Raw genomic sequence first — 14,188 nt, 5'->3', positions numbered from 1 at the left:
ACCCGTCAGCCGAGGTCGGCGGGGGAGCAGACGGTGACGTCGGTCTTCAGCACGATCTGCTCCTTGCCGGCGCGGACGCCGGGGAACTTGTCGCCGACCACGACCGTGATGCCGTCCGAGCTGCTGCCCCGCTCGACGACGTCGACCTTGCCGGTGAGGTAGCCCGCGACCAGCCGGACGGCGGGGGTGCGGCCCTGGGGGCTCCAGATCTCGACCGAGGCGACGTCCTCGCCGGTGAGGTTGGAGATGCTGCCGCGCGCGAAGCCCTGCGCCTGGAGGTCCTCGATGGTGACGCCGGCGAGCCCGGTGCGCTCGCCGGCGTTGAGCACGTTCACGGTGAGCTGCGCCGGGCGCAGGATGTCGCCGGCGGTGAGGTCCTCGTCGACGCAGATCGGCGGGTCCGCGCTCTCGGGGAAGGGCTCGGAGACGGCGTTCAGGCCCCGGCTGACCCCGAGGGCGAGCAGCAGGGCGAGGACGGCGAGCGTGACGATGGTGCGGACGTGGCCGAGCACGCTCGGGCTGACGTCCTTCAGGCCGGTCACCGGGCGTCGTCCATCTCGAGCACGCGGGCGTGCAGGACGTTGCGCTGGTGCAGGGCGGCGCGCAGGGCGCGGTGTAGCCCGTCCTCGAGGTAGAGCTCGCCGTGCCAGCGGACGACGTGCGCGAACAGGTCGCCGTAGAACGTGCCGTCCTCCTCCAGGAGGGCGGCCAGCTGCAGGGTGTCCTTGGTGGTGACGAGCTCGTTGAGCCGCACCTGCCGCGGGGGGAGGTTCGCCCAGGCCGAGGAGGTGAGCCCGTGCGCGGGGTAGGGCCGGCCGTCCCCGACGCGCTTGAAGATCACGTCGGCGAGTGTAAACGCCCACAGCGGTCTCCTAGTCTTCACCGCATGACCACCACGCCCGGGGGCGCCCCCGCGGACCAGCCGGCCCCCGTCGAGCCCCCCGCCGTGCCGCCCGGGTCGCCGCCGGTCGAGCCAGCCGTGGAGCCGCCCGTCGCGCAGACCCCGCTGGAGGCCGCCGTCGCGGCCGGCTACGCCTTCGAGGGCGCCGCGCTCGAGCTCGGCGCCCTGATGGCCGACGCCGAGACGCTCTCGTCCGTGCCGGTCCGGATCCCGCTGAGCATGCTCAACCGGCACGGGCTGGTCGCCGGCGCCACCGGCACCGGCAAGACCAAGACCCTCCAGCTGCTCGCCGAGCAGCTCAGCACCGCCGGCGTCCCGGTCTTCGCCGCCGACATCAAGGGCGACCTGTCCGGCCTCGCGACCCCCGGCGCCGGAGGCGAGAAGATCACCGCCCGGGCCGCCTCGGTCGGCCAGACCTGGACGGCGACCGGCTACCCCGTGGAGCTCTACGCCCTCGGCGGCGAGGGCACCGGCATCCCGCTGCGGGTCACCATGACGGCGTTCGGCCCGGTGCTGCTCAGCAAGGTGCTCGGCCTCAACGACACCCAGGAGTCGAGCCTCGGGCTGGTCTTCCACTACGCCGACAAGGCCGGCCTGCCGCTGCTCGACCTCGCCGACCTCCGCGCCGTGGTGTCGCACCTGACCAGCGACGAGGGCAAGCCGGAGCTGAAGGCGCTCGGCGGCCTCTCGTCGGCGACGGCCGGCGTCATCCTGCGCGAGCTGATCGCGTTCTCCGACCAGGGTGCCGACGCGTTCTTCGGCGAGCCCGAGTTCGAGTCGGCCGACCTGCTGCAGGTCACCTCCGACGGGCGGGGCCTGATCTCGCTGGTCGAGCTGCCGAACCTGCAGGACCGGCCCGCGATCTTCTCGACGTTCCTGATGTGGCTGCTGGCCGACCTGTTCCACGACCTCCCCGAGGTCGGCGACATCGACAAGCCCAAGCTCGTCTTCTTCTTCGACGAGGCCCACCTGCTCTTCAACGACGCCTCGAAGGCGTTCCTCGACCAGATCGCCCAGACCGTGCGGCTGATCCGGTCCAAGGGCGTGGGGGTCTTCTTCGTCACGCAGAGCCCGACCGACGTCCCGGACGCCGTGCTGGCCCAGCTCGGGTCGCGCGTCCAGCACCAGCTGCGGGCCCACACCCCCAACGACGCCAAGGCGCTCAAGGCCACCGTCAACACCTACCCCGGCGGCCTCTACGACGACCTCGGTGCGGTGATCACCGGCCTCGGCATCGGCGAGGCCGTCGTCACCGTGATGAACGAGCGCGGCGCCCCGACCCCCGTCGCCTGGACCCGCCTGCGCGCCCCCGAGTCGCTGATGGGCCCCGGCGACCCCGCGACGATGCAGGCCACGGTCACCGCCAGCCCCCGGCACGCCAAGTACGCCGCCGCCGTCGACCGCGAGAGCGCCCGCGAGAAGCTGGCCGCCCGGCTCGAGGAGGGTGCGCGCAAGAAGGCCGAGGAGGACGCCGCCGCCGCCCGCGCCGAGGAGGCCGAGAAGGCGGCGAGGTCGGAGCGCACCGGCGCCGGCCGGTCGACGTCCTCGGGCGGCACGCGCAAGCCCGCCCGGAAGGACGACGGCATCGTCCACGACGTCGTCACCTCGGGCGCCTTCAAGGACTTCGTGCGCACCGCCGCCCGGGAGATCGCCCGCGGCATGTTCAAGACCGGCCGGCGCTAGACCCGGGGCCCAGCCGCGAGAGCCTCGGAGCCCGCTCCGCCCCGGTGAGGTGGGGTCGTGTGCCTCAGAGCGGTGCGTGGACCGGCGTGAGGAACACGACCGACTCCGAGCCGGTCAGGCGGTCCAGCGCACGGACTCGTCGACGAAGTCGGCGAGGGCGTGGACGCCGCGCAGGTCGGTCCGGGTGTCCATGAGCCGGGTCAGGCTCTGCGAGTGGCGGGTCTTGAGGGCGTCCCGGGCGGCGCGACGCTGGTCGAGCTCGGCGGCCTGGGAGGTGTTCGTCGTGGTCATGGACCAAGCGTGCGGGGCGAAGTTCTCCGGCAGGTTGACGCTGGGTTACAGGCATGTCTCCTGTGTTGTGACGTGCGCGACGGGGATCGTCCGGTGGACGTCGGTCGGTCGTGTGCCGGTCGTCTGCTGGTCGCCGTCCGGTCGTCTGCCCGGTCGTCCTCGGGTCGTGGGTCGTCGGTGGGCCGGTCGGTGGGCCGGTCGGTGGGTCGCTGTCCTGGGGCTGGGTCGCCGAGGTCGCTCACCTGGTCGCGACGCGCCTGTTGCGACCTCGTTCCTCGGTCGCGAGGCTCGCTCGACCTTCACCGGCCCACGCTCGTCGCTCGTTCCTCGCGACGAGCTGCCGGCGAACTACAGGCTCGGGTCGGTCCAGGCGGTCTGGAGGGCCTCGACACCGCGCTCGCGGGTGATCAGGCGGCCGCGGCCGGGCGGCATCGGCGAGGGACGCAGATTGCCGAGCAGGGGACCCTCGTCGGGGCTGCCCGACAGCATGAGCTGCGGCATCGCGAGGTCGCGGATCGACTGGATCACCGGCTCGTACAGCGCGCGCGACGCACCACCCGAGCGGCGGGCGATCAGCACGTGCAGACCGACGTCGCGGGCCTGGGCCAGCAGGGGCTGCAGCAGCGCGACCGGCGAGGTCTGCTGGGTGGCGACCAGGTCGTAGTCGTCGACGACCACGAACACCTCCGCGCCGGTCCACCACGAGCGGCTGCGCAGCTGCTCGGGCGTGACGTCCGGACCGGGGATCCGGCTCTCGAGGTAGGCGGCGAGGTCCTTGATCGCCGGCTGCGCCTGGGTGGCGGAGGTCAGGTAGTTGAGCAGGTACTCCTCGGGCACCTCGCCCAGCAGCGAGCGTCGGTAGTCGACGACGACCAGCTGCGCCTCCTTCGGCGTCCGGGTGCGCATCACCTCGTGCAGGTGGGTGCGCAGGAAGGCGCTCTTGCCGGAGCCGCCGTCGCCGAGCAGCAGCAGGTGCGGCTCCGTGTCGGGGTTGACCGAGACCGGCGCGAGCTCCTTCTCGTTGATGCCGAGGTAGAGCCGGCCCGCGGCCGGCTCGGTCGCGCCCTCGCCGCTCGTGGTGACGCCGGCCATCTCGAGGACCCGGTCGAGCTCGATCCTCTCCGGCAGCAGCCGCAGCTTGGGCCCGGCAGGACCCTTCCACGCGGCGCTGACCTTGGCGATGAGGTGGTCGACGCCGTCGCCGAGGGTGGCCGCGGTCGGGTCGCCGTCGATGCGGGGCAGGGCCCCCAGGAAGTGCAGCTTGCCCGGCACCAGCCCGCGGCCGGGCCGTCCGGCCGGCACGAGCTGAGCCACCTTGCGGTCGATCTCGGAGTCGAGCGCGTCACCGAGCTTGAGCTCGAGCCGGGTGCCCAGGACGTCGCGCATCGCGGCCCGGAAGTCGGCCCAGCGGGCCGCGCCGGCCAGCAGGTGGAGCCCGAACGTCAGGCCGCGCGAGGCCAGCGTCTGGATCGACAGCTCGAGGTCGTCGAAGTCGGAGCGCAGGGTGCTCCACCCGTCGATGACCAGGAACACGTCGCCGTAGCCGTCGTCGGCGCGACCCTGGGCCCGCCGGGAGCGGTAGGTCTCGATGGAGTCGATCCCGTTGGCGCGGAAGTACGCCTCGCGCCGGTCGACGACGCCCTGCACCTCCGCCACGATCCGGCGGACGACGTCCGGCTCGGACCGGGTGCCGACCCCCGCGACGTGCGGGAGCGAGCTCAGCGGCGTGAACGTGCCGCCGCCGAAGTCGAGGATGAAGAACTGCGACTCGAGCGGGGTCGTGGTCAGCGACATGCTCGTCACGATGGAGCGCAGCACCGTGCTCTTGCCGCTGCGAGGCCCGCCGACGACGGCGACGTGGCCGCCGGAGCCGGCGAGGTTGACCGTGAGGGTGTCGCGACGCTGCTCGCGCGGCCGGTCGACGGTGCCGAGCGGCACGGTCAACCCGCCGAGCGCACGCCACTGCGGCGAGATGAGGCCGAGCTGCGGGTCCTCGACCAGGTCGGGCATCAGCCGGTCGAGCGTGTCGGGGTCGTCGAGCGGCGGCAGCCACACCTGGTGCGCTGCCATCCCGTGGCCCTCCATGTGGTCGACCGCGACGTCGAGCAGGGACTCCTGCGACTCCGTCGGAGCGACCACCTCCGGCTCCGGCTCGGGCTCGTTGGTCTCGAGCGAGAGCACCTCGGAGATCGTGAACGGCAGGATGCCGCGGACACGGCCGCCCTCGTCGCGGGGCAGCGGACGGCGTCCGCTGGCCGGCGGACCCGACACGTAGGCCGCCTTGAACCGGGTCATCGTCGTCGGGTCGGGCTTGAGGTAGCCGAGACCGGGGACGGCGGGCAGCTCGTAGGCGTCCGGGACGCCGAGCACGGCCCGCGACTCCTGGGCGCTGAAGGTGCGCAGGCCGATCCGGTAGGAGAGGTGCGACTCCAGGCCGCGGAGCCGGCCCTCCTCCAGGCGCTGCGACGCCAGGAGCAGGTGCAGCCCGAGCGAGCGGCCCAGGCGGCCGATCGCCACGAAGAGGTCGATGAACTCGGGCTTGGCCGACAGCATCTCGGTGAACTCGTCGACGACGATGAACAGCGACGGCAGCGGGGCCAGGTCCTCGCCGGCGGCGCGGGCCTTCTCGTAGTCGCGGATCGAGGCGAAGTTGCCGGCCTCGCGGAGCAGCTCCTGGCGCCGCACCATCTCGCCGGACAGGGCGTCCTGCATGCGGTCGACCAGGGTCAGCTCGTTGGCGAGGTTGGTGATGACCGCGGAGACGTGCGGCATCTCCGCCATCCCCGCGAAGGTCGCGCCGCCCTTGAAGTCGACGAGCACCATGTTGAGCTGCTCGGGGGAGTGGGTCATCGCGAGACCGAGCACCAGCGTGCGCAGGAACTCGGACTTGCCCGACCCCGTCGCGCCGATGACCAGGCCGTGCGGCCCCATGCCCTGCTGGGCGGACTCCTTGATGTCGAGGTGGACCAGCGCGCCGGACTCCCCGAGGCCGATCGGCACCCGGAGCCGGTCACGCGCCGGCCGCAGCCGCCAGGCCGCCGACGGCTCGAAGGTGCGGACGTCGCCGAGACCGAGCAGGTCCATGAAGTCGCTCGGACCGGTGATCTCCCCGGGGTTGCCGTCGGAGGGGCCGGTGACCGTCACGCTGTGCAGCGGCGTCAGCCGGCGCGCGAAGGCCTCCGCGGTGCTGGTGTCGCACTGGTCGGCCTTGGCGCGGATCGGCTCCTCGCGCAGCCGGAGCGCCTCGACGGGGACGAACCCGGCGGCGTCGGGCTCGCCCATGAGCTGCAGCCGCAGCCGGGTGGAGTCCTCGAGCTCGTTCCACCGGGTGGGCAGGTCGAGCACGGTGACGCCGTGCAGCCCGTCGGGCGGGACGACGTGGTTGCCGGGCGGCAGCTCGACGCCGTCGGTGACGAGGAGGATGTGCGGGGTCGAGGCGCGCTCGTCGGCACCGAACCGGGGGCGCTCGCTGAGGTCCGGCGGCAGCAGCGACGCGAGGTCGCTGAGCGACGTGGTGACCATCCGCATCGGTCCGACGGCGTCGGTCATCTCCTGGCTGAGGGCGTGGGGGAGCCACTTGACCCAGTCCCAGTGCGCCAGGTGCTCGTCGGAGGAGAGGACGGCGACCGCGAGGTTGTCGGGCGACTGGAACGCCGTCGCCGAGCAGATGATCGCGCGGGCCAGGGCGCGGGCGTGCTCCTCGGCGCCGCAGATCTCGATCCGGTCGAAGGCGCGCAGGTCGATGGACGCCGGCAGGTCCGGCTGGGTGCGGTGGACGACGAGCAGCCGGTGCAGCGCCGACGCGGCCGCCGGGTCGACGTCGTCGATGGGCGCGCTCTCGGGCGGCACCAGCTCGAGGGCGAGCGGCTGGGAGCACAGGCCGTAGCGCACCTGCAGGAACCGGGCGTCGGTGGAGGAGTGCTCCCACACCCGGGTGCGTTCCTCGGCCAGGGAGGGCAGGGCGCTCGGGTCGGGGTGGTGCCACGTCAGCGCCCGGCGCTGCTGGCTGGCGGCGTCGCGGGCCATCGTGCGGATGGTGGTGAGGTAGCGGAGGTACTCGGTGCGCGACCCCGTGACCTGCTGGGCGCGCTGCTTCCGCTGCCGGTCGATCTGGACGATGATGAAGCCGATCGTCGCCAGCAGGAACATGCCGGCCGCCAGGAAGCTCTTGCCGCCGCCGCCCGCGGCCCCGCGGCCGCCCATGGTGGCGACGAGCACGATCGAGCCCATGCTGCCGAGCATCGGGATGGCGTTCATCGCGACGCCGGCGGCGCCCTCGTTGGGCTGCAGCTGCGGCGGCGCCTGGAGCACGATCTGCCCGCTCGGCATCTCCGGCTGCTCGGTGCGGGACCCCCGGAGCGTGGGTGCCGCCGGCGCGACCGCGGCCGCGCCGCGCGCCGCGCGCCGTCCGGGCGCCGGCGGTGGCGCGGGCGGTGCGGCCGGTGCCGGCGCCCGGCCGGGCGCCGGTGGCGCACCCGGCGGGCCGCTCGTGGCGGGTCCGCCCCGCGGTCGGGGTGCCTGGTTCGGCGTACTGGTCACGCGGTCCGCCCCATCGTCGTCCGGTCCGTTCCCCGGGATCCGTTGCCGTCCGTCGCCCCGCGGACTGCTGATGATAGGCAGCACCGGAAACGGGTACTACTGTGCCCGTGAGCGAGCGTCGTGTGTGCCAGCAGCCCGTCCGCACGACGTGCGGGCCCGGGCCTCGCCCGTCGAGGACGACCTGGGAGGCCCGGTGAGGGGAACGAGCAGTGCGCCCGACGTCCTCTCGCTGAGCGTGCACGGCCCGGTCGGGGTCCTCGACCTGCACGTGCCGGCGGAGGCATCGGGGGTCGACGTCGCGACGGAGTACTCACGTCAGGCCAACCTCCCCTCCGTGCCGGCGCTCTACACGCGTCTGGGCCACCCGTTGCCGCCGGACGGCGTGCTGTCCGAGATGGGCATCGTCACCGGCGCGGTCCTCGTGGCCACCACCGACGCTCCGCCGCCCGCGGCGGGTCGACGCGGCCGGCACGACCGGGGCCCGGTCCGGCGCCTCGAGGCCGGTCCGCTCTCGGCCCTGTGGTGCACCGTCGCCGTCGTCGTCGCCCTGCTCGGCGGCTGGCTGGCCGCGTGGCTGCCCGAGTCCGACGACCTGCGTGAGCCCGCCGTCGTGGTGCTCCTCGCCGCGGCGGTCCTCGGCGCGCTCCCGATCGGCCCGCTCGCCGTGCACCGGGTGCTCGCCGTGCCGGCGTTCGCCGGGGCCGCCGCCTTCGCCATCGCCTGGGACCCCGCGCCCGAGCGGTTGCCGACGATCCTGGGCGTGGCCGGGCTCGCCGCGGCCGTGGTCGCCGCGGTCGCGCGCGCGCTCGACCAGCCCGGGGAGGAGGGGCTGCGGATCTGGATGGTCACCGGGGTCTCGCTCTTCGTCGTCACCGGCCTCGCGGCGCTGACCGGCGTCCCGAACCAGGTCGTCTGGGCCGTCCTGCTCGTCGTGGCGATGCTCGCCGCCCGCTTCGTGCCGGTGCTCGCCGTCGACGTCCCCGACCAGTACCTGCTCGACCTCGAACGGCTCGCCGTCACCGCCTGGTCGGCCCGCGACCGCCCGGTCGGACGACGCGGGCGCACCGTCGTGCCCCGGCAGGCGGTCGTCGCGGTCGTCGCCCGTGGCTCGCGGATCGTCACCGCGGCGTGCGTGGCGATCTGTCTCGTCGCCACCACCTCGGCGGTGATGCTGCTGCGCGACACCTCCGTCTGGATCGACGTCGTCGGGGCGCGCTGCGAGGTGGGCCTGGCCGGCGGTGGCCTGCTCCTGGCCGCCCGCAGCTACCGCCACGCAGCCGCGCGCACCCTCCTGCGGGTGGCCGGGCTGACCTGCTGGCTGGCGCTGCTCGTCGTCCTGGTCCCGGCGCTGGGCCCGACGCAGGCGACGCTCGTGACGTTCGGCTCGATCGCGGCGGGCGCGCTGATGCTCCTGGTCGGCGTCGCGCTCGGACGCGGCTGGCGCTCGGCGTGGTGGGCCCGCCGGGCCGAGGTCGCCGAGTCGATCTGCGGGGCCTTCGCGCTCGCGTCGGTGGTGCTCGCCGCGGGGACGATCCCGTTCCTGTGGGATTTGACAGGCTGATGTTTACGGGTTTTTCGCCCGGGTATCAGCCTCACTGTCCCGCTCGAAGGTCCTGAGCGGCAGAGATCAACACCTACCCACCCCTTCTCGGGCGGCGCTGCCGTCGGGATCGAAAAGGAGACTGAAGCATGTCTTTTGGAGCTGGCGAGTACGGACAGGGTGATGGAACCCTCAGCCGCGGAGCAGGCATGGTGCGCGACGCGATGACCGACTTCACCACCATCAGCAACCGCCTGACCGACCAGATCGCGGCCGTGCAGGGCAAGTGGGGCGGCCAGGGCGCAGCGGCGTTCTTCGTCCTGCACCAGTCGTGGACGGAGAAGCAGGGCATCATCGTGAAGGCCCTCAACGACTTCGCCGACCACCTCGGCGTCACCGAGAACATCAACCTGACCCAGGACGACGACGTGCGGGGCAACGTGACGCTCCTCGAAGCCCGTCTCGGCAACTGACCCCACCCCACGAACTGACGAGAAGGAGCACACACACCATGGGACTCGATGGAATCCGCGTCAACCACGGCGCTCTCGACCAGGCCTCGGCCGACATGTACAAGACCGTCCAGGACATCGACGAGCGCCTGAACCGCCTCGAGAGCGAGCTGGAGCCGCTCCGCAGCCAGTGGGGTGGTGACGCCCAGGTCGCCTACGCCCACGCCAAGCGCACGTGGGACGACGCCATCCTCCAGATGCGCAACCTGCTCGACGACAGCCAGCGCACCGTCTTCCAGAGCAACCAGGACTACAAGGACGCCGACAAGCGCGGCGCCGCGATGTTCCAGTGAATCGTCCGCCCCGGCACCCGGTCTCGCACTGAGCACCGCGCCGGGGACGACGAGGGGTCGACACCGTCGGGTGTCGGCCCCTTCGTCGGTGTCACCATGGCACCCCGTCACCCGGCCGCCGGCCCGGTGCTCCGGATCGTGAGGGAGAGCAGATGAGTCAGGCCTCGGTCAGCGCGTCCGGGCTGGTGCGTGTCACCGTCTCGTCCGGGACCCGGCGGGTCGACCTGGTGCTGCCCGGCGCCGTGCCGGTCGCCGAGCTGGTGCCCGAGCTGGCCCGCAGCGTCGGGCTCCTCGACTCCGCCACGGTCTACGGCGGCTACCGGCTCGTCACCTCCGAGGGCCGACGGCTGGAGGGCGACTCCGGGTTGACGCTGCAGGGCGTCGACGACGGCTCGGTCATCAGCGTGACCGCCGGCATCGACGAGCCCGACCCGCCGGTCTACGACGACGTCGTCGAGGCGATGACCGACGTCGTCGAGCACGAGCTCAAGCCGTGGGCGCCCGCCGCCGGGCGTCGTACCGCCCTCGCCGCCGCCGCCATGTTCATGGCGCTGGGCGCGACGACCCTGTTCATCCAGGGCACCGAGCTGTCGGCGTACGCGACGGCGATCGTGGCCGGTGCGCTGGTCGCCGGGGCGATCGTCCTCTCCCGCGCCCAGGGCGAGCCCGAGGCCTCGGTCACCGTCGCCTGGATCGGGGTCGGGTACGCCGCGGTCGCCGCCCTGATGTTCGCCGCCGACGAGGCAGACCTGATCGGGTCGAGCGGCACGTGGAGCGAGCGCGCCGAGCAGCTCGTCGGCGTCGGCGGGATCTGGGTGGGCACGGCCTGCGCCGCCGTCGGCGTCGTCTGCCTGATCGGCCTCGGCCCCGGCCGCACCCTGCTGACGCCCGCCGTCGTGGTGGGCGCCGTCCTCGCGGTGTGCGGCGTCGTCGTCGACGGGACGTCGATCGAGCCCGGCGTGCTCCTGGTCTGCATCCTCACGTTCGTGGTGCTCGTCGGGAGCATCTTCCCGTGGCTCGCGCTCGGGGTGACCGGCACGACGGTCGACCAGCTGTACTCGGCGGCCGACATCACCGCCGACCCCGACGACATCGACCCCGCCCGGGTCGCCGCCGACGCCCGGGTGGCGCACGAGATCCTCGTGGCCATCTCGGCCACCGTCGGGATCCTGCTGGTGCTCGTCGCCCCCCTCGCCGTCGACCGGGGGCTCCTCGGCACGCTGCTGGCCACGATGGCCTGTCTCGTCGTGATGTTCCGGACCCGCCAGTACCGCACGGGCTCCGAGGTGCTGGTCGGCCTGACCTCCGGCATCGCCGGCCTCGTCACGGTGGCCGCCTCGACGCTGGCGCGCTGGCCCGACTGGCACCCGACCGTCGCCGTCGTCCTCGCCGGGGCCGGTGCGCTGCTGCTCGCGCTCACCCTGCTGCCGTCGGGACCGTCGGTGCGCCGCGGCCGGTTCGGCGACCTCGTCGAGACGATCTCCCTGCTCGCGCTGCTGCCGCTGCTGGTGCTCGCGATCAACGTCACGATCGACCTCCCCTGACCCATGGCCACCAAGAAGGACCTCGTCGAGGCCTACTCCTTCAGCCGTCGCCGCCTGGTGACCGCGTTCGTCTCGGGCGCGCCCGGCGGCCGTGAGGTCGAGCCCAACCGACCCGGTCGCACCATCGTCGGCGGGCTCGCGCTCGCCCTGCTCATCGTCGCCGGCGGCGCGGTGCTCGGCGTCCTGAAGTCGCCGTCCACCGTGGAGTGGGACAACGAGGCCCTGATCAGCGACAAGGACACCGGCGCCACCTACCTGCTGCTCAAGGGCGCCGACGAGGAGACCGAGCTCCGTCCCCTGCAGAACATCACCTCGGCCATGCTTATCCTCGGCTCCGACCTCGAGCTGGAGGAGGTCCGGGGCGACGAGTTCGAGCGCGACCGGGGCGCACCGATCGGCATCCTCGGGGCGCCGGCGAGCCCGCCGGAGACCTCCAGCCTGATCCAGGACGGGTGGACGGCCTGCACCGGAGCCGGCGGTGGGTCCGGCATCAAGATCGACATCGCCGAGCAGAGCTCGGTCGAGCCCACGCCCGACACCAGCTTCGTCGTGCGCACCCCGAAGGGCGCGGTCTACCTGATCGCGCAGTCGGCGGTCGGCGCCGAGCGCGGGGAGCGCGCCTACGTCTACCCGGTCCCGGGCGGGCCGATGCGCGACGCGATCCTCCAGGCCGTCGCGGGCACCGGGGCCGGCCCGGCCGCCGTCGAGGTCCCCGACTCCTTCATCACGCTGTTCCCCCAGGGGCGCGCCCTCGAGCTCGCGACGTTCGGGCTGACGAAGGCCGACCTGAAGACCCCGTGGGTCGACGCGGACCGGGTGCCGGAGGCGGCCGCCGAGAAGGCCGAGGTCGGCGACCTGCTCGTCGTGGGCGGCGACACCACCTACCTGTTGACCACCGAGGGCACGCTCAAGCTCGACGCGTTCTCGCTCGCGGTCTACCGTCAGCTCCCGCGGCCGGCCAAGGACCAGCTCAAGGTGATCGAGGTCGAGCAGTCACCGCCGGGGGCGCTGCCGAACTTCGCCGACGTCCAGGGCGCCAGCTGGCCGACCGACACGACCACGCTGCCCGCTCCCCGGCAGCTGTGCGCCCAGCTCGACGTGCCCGGCGGGCAGCCCGGCGTGCTGCTCGGCACGACCACCGACGGCAGTCCGGCCTCGGCCGAGGACATCGCGCTCACCGGGGTCGACGTGCGGGTCGACCCCGGCCACGGGGCGTTCGTCTGGGCCGGCGACTGGCTCGACGACGACTCGTCGGCGCCGGTGCTGGTCGACGACCGCGGCTACCAGAACCCCGTCGGGCCGGGCGCCGAGCAGGCCAACCTCGGCTACGGCGACGTCGACAAGATCGTGGTGCCGCAGCAGTGGATCACGTTGCTCAGGCGCGGCGTGCCGCTCACCATCGACGCCGCGCGCTGCCCGCCGGCCTCCGGCGACCCGGGGCCGACGTCGTGCTCCTGAGAAGCGCGGCGGCGCTCCTCGTCGTGACGCCCGCGGTCGCGCTGGGCGTGGTGCTCGCCCCGTCCGCGCCCGCGTACGCCGACCCGGGCAGCGACTGCCGGGAGATCAACACCTCCGACACCACCAGCACGGCCGCCACCGACCCGAGCCTGCCGATGGAGCGGCTGCGGATCGCCGAGGCCCAGGAGCTCGCCACGTCGATCAGCGGCCGGGCGCCGGGCGAGGGCGTGGGCATCGCGGTGCTCGACTCCGGGGTGGCCGACGTCCAGCGGGAGGGGACCTCCGTGATCCCCCGGATCGCGCCGACGGCGCCACGGACCAGCCGGCTCGCCGAGCACGCCAGGACCGACGCGGTGGAGTCCTACCACGGCACCGCGATGGCCAGCGTGATCAATGGCCGGGAGGACGCCGACTCCGGCCTCGTCGGGATCGCGCCCGCCGCCCGGGTCTACGACCTCCAGGTCTACGACACCGACGGCGACGACGACGACCTCAAGCAGCTGACCCTCGAGGGCGTCGTCGCCGGCCTCGAGGACATCGTCGGCCTCGTCGGGCCGGGCCCCGACCAGGTCCAGGTCGTCAACCTCTCCCTGAGCGTGCCCGAGGACACCGACGCGCTCGACCGGGCGGTGCGCGCGGTGACCGACCGGGGAGCGATCGTGGTGGCCTCCTCCGGCAACCGGCCCACCGAGGACGACCCGGGCAACCCGCTGGGTGCCTACGAGCCCGGCGAGGACAACGCGGACGACGTCTGGCCGGCCGGCTACGCCAAGGGCGACCGCAACCCCCGGGTCATCGCCGTCGGCACCACCACCGACGCCGAGCTCGAGGACCCGTCCGACCCACGCGGGGTGCTCAGCTCGGCCATCGACGTCGCCGTGCCGACGTACGGCGCGGTGGCCTACGCCGTGAACGGCAACACCTGCTCCCTCTCGGGGTCCTCGACGTCGGTGGCCGCGGCGGAGGTCTCCGGCGTGCTCGCGCTGCTCATGTCGGCCTACCCCGACGACACCCCCGAGCAGACCATCGCGCGCCTCGAGTCGACCGCGACGGGAGGGTCCCCGCGCGGGGACGCGGCACCCGACAAGGTGCTCGGCCGCGGCATCGTCCAGCCGGTCAACGCCCTCACGAGCCCGATCCGCCCGAGCCGCGACGGTGCGCTCCCGGCCAGCGGCACGCGCGAGCAGGCGGTGCCGCCGGCCCCGCTGCCCGTGCCGCAGCCCGACGTCCTCGCCGGCACCCGCCGCGACGCCGTCTGGTGGGGTCTCGTGGGTGGCGGGACGCTGGTGGTCGCGATGCTGCTGCGACCGGTGCTCTCGCGCCGCCGCCGCTGAGCGCCGCGGACCTGCCGCCTCCCGCCTGACGTCAGCGTTAACGCACGGCGCCCAGGACGTCACCTGCGTTAACAGCACGGGAGAACGCTGGTA

Annotated in this window: 11 protein-coding genes; 7 read left to right on the top strand and 4 right to left on the bottom strand. The window is 73.5% G+C overall.

Features of this window, described 5'->3' with window-relative positions; genetic code table 11:
- Positions 1-5: 5 nt before the first annotated feature.
- Positions 6-542, bottom strand: coding sequence for a LytR C-terminal domain-containing protein (locus tag E4623_RS17870; protein WP_167736730.1), 537 nt, complete (start codon positions 540-542; stop codon positions 6-8).
- Positions 539-841, bottom strand: a complete 303-nt coding sequence (locus tag E4623_RS17865) for a type II toxin-antitoxin system VapB family antitoxin (RefSeq protein ID WP_134767917.1) — start codon at positions 839-841, stop codon at positions 539-541. Before E4623_RS17865 ends, E4623_RS17870 begins: the two co-directional genes overlap by 4 nt.
- A gap of 45 nt (positions 842-886) precedes the next feature.
- Between E4623_RS17865 and E4623_RS17860 the strand changes: the two genes are divergently transcribed.
- Positions 887-2,584: a helicase HerA-like domain-containing protein gene (locus E4623_RS17860; RefSeq protein ID WP_134767916.1), complete on the top strand. Its 1,698-nt coding sequence runs from the start codon at positions 887-889 to the stop codon at positions 2,582-2,584.
- A 114-nt stretch (positions 2,585-2,698) separates the two neighbouring features.
- Here E4623_RS17860 and E4623_RS22770 read toward each other — a convergent pair whose 3' ends face one another.
- Positions 2,699-2,875 carry a hypothetical protein gene (locus E4623_RS22770; RefSeq protein ID WP_167736728.1) on the bottom strand — a complete coding sequence of 59 codons (177 nt, stop codon included), beginning with the start codon at positions 2,873-2,875 and terminating at the stop codon, positions 2,699-2,701.
- Between the two features lie 348 nt (positions 2,876-3,223).
- The gene (eccCa, locus tag E4623_RS17855) at positions 3,224-7,204 is read right to left on the bottom strand and encodes a type VII secretion protein EccCa (RefSeq protein WP_134767915.1); all 3,981 of its coding nucleotides are present in this window, start codon (positions 7,202-7,204) and stop codon (positions 3,224-3,226) included.
- A 403-nt stretch (positions 7,205-7,607) separates the two neighbouring features.
- On the opposite strand from eccCa, the gene E4623_RS22765 reads away from it, so the two are divergent.
- From E4623_RS22765 to E4623_RS17830, 6 genes are all read left to right on the top strand, one after another.
- Positions 7,608-8,975: a hypothetical protein gene (locus tag E4623_RS22765; RefSeq protein WP_167736709.1), complete on the top strand. Its 1,368-nt coding sequence runs from the start codon at positions 7,608-7,610 to the stop codon at positions 8,973-8,975.
- 128 nt (positions 8,976-9,103) lie between these two features.
- Positions 9,104-9,427, top strand: coding sequence for a WXG100 family type VII secretion target (locus tag E4623_RS17850; protein WP_134767914.1), 324 nt, complete (start codon positions 9,104-9,106; stop codon positions 9,425-9,427).
- 38 nt (positions 9,428-9,465) lie between these two features.
- Positions 9,466-9,759: a WXG100 family type VII secretion target gene (locus E4623_RS17845; RefSeq protein ID WP_134767913.1), complete on the top strand. Its 294-nt coding sequence runs from the start codon at positions 9,466-9,468 to the stop codon at positions 9,757-9,759.
- Positions 9,760-9,911: 152 nt separating this feature from the next.
- Positions 9,912-11,303 (top strand): type VII secretion integral membrane protein EccD, encoded by a 1,392-nt coding sequence (gene eccD / locus E4623_RS17840; protein WP_134767912.1) that lies wholly within the window; start codon positions 9,912-9,914, stop codon positions 11,301-11,303.
- Positions 11,304-11,306: 3 nt separating this feature from the next.
- Entirely contained in the window at positions 11,307-12,761 is a 1,455-nt protein-coding gene (locus E4623_RS17835; protein WP_134767911.1) for a type VII secretion protein EccB, read from the top strand.
- The gene (locus tag E4623_RS17830) at positions 12,752-14,095 is read left to right on the top strand and encodes a S8/S53 family peptidase (RefSeq protein WP_134767910.1); all 1,344 of its coding nucleotides are present in this window, start codon (positions 12,752-12,754) and stop codon (positions 14,093-14,095) included. The genes E4623_RS17835 and E4623_RS17830 overlap by 10 nt, the downstream gene beginning before the upstream one ends.
- Positions 14,096-14,188 lie beyond the last annotated feature (93 nt).

This window comes from Nocardioides sp. 1609 (assembly GCF_004522105.1).
In the GTDB taxonomy this organism is placed as follows: Bacteria; Actinomycetota; Actinomycetes; order Propionibacteriales; family Nocardioidaceae; genus Nocardioides.
The sequence above is the reverse complement of the archived record's forward strand: the minus strand, read 5'-3'. Positions and strand labels throughout refer to the sequence as shown.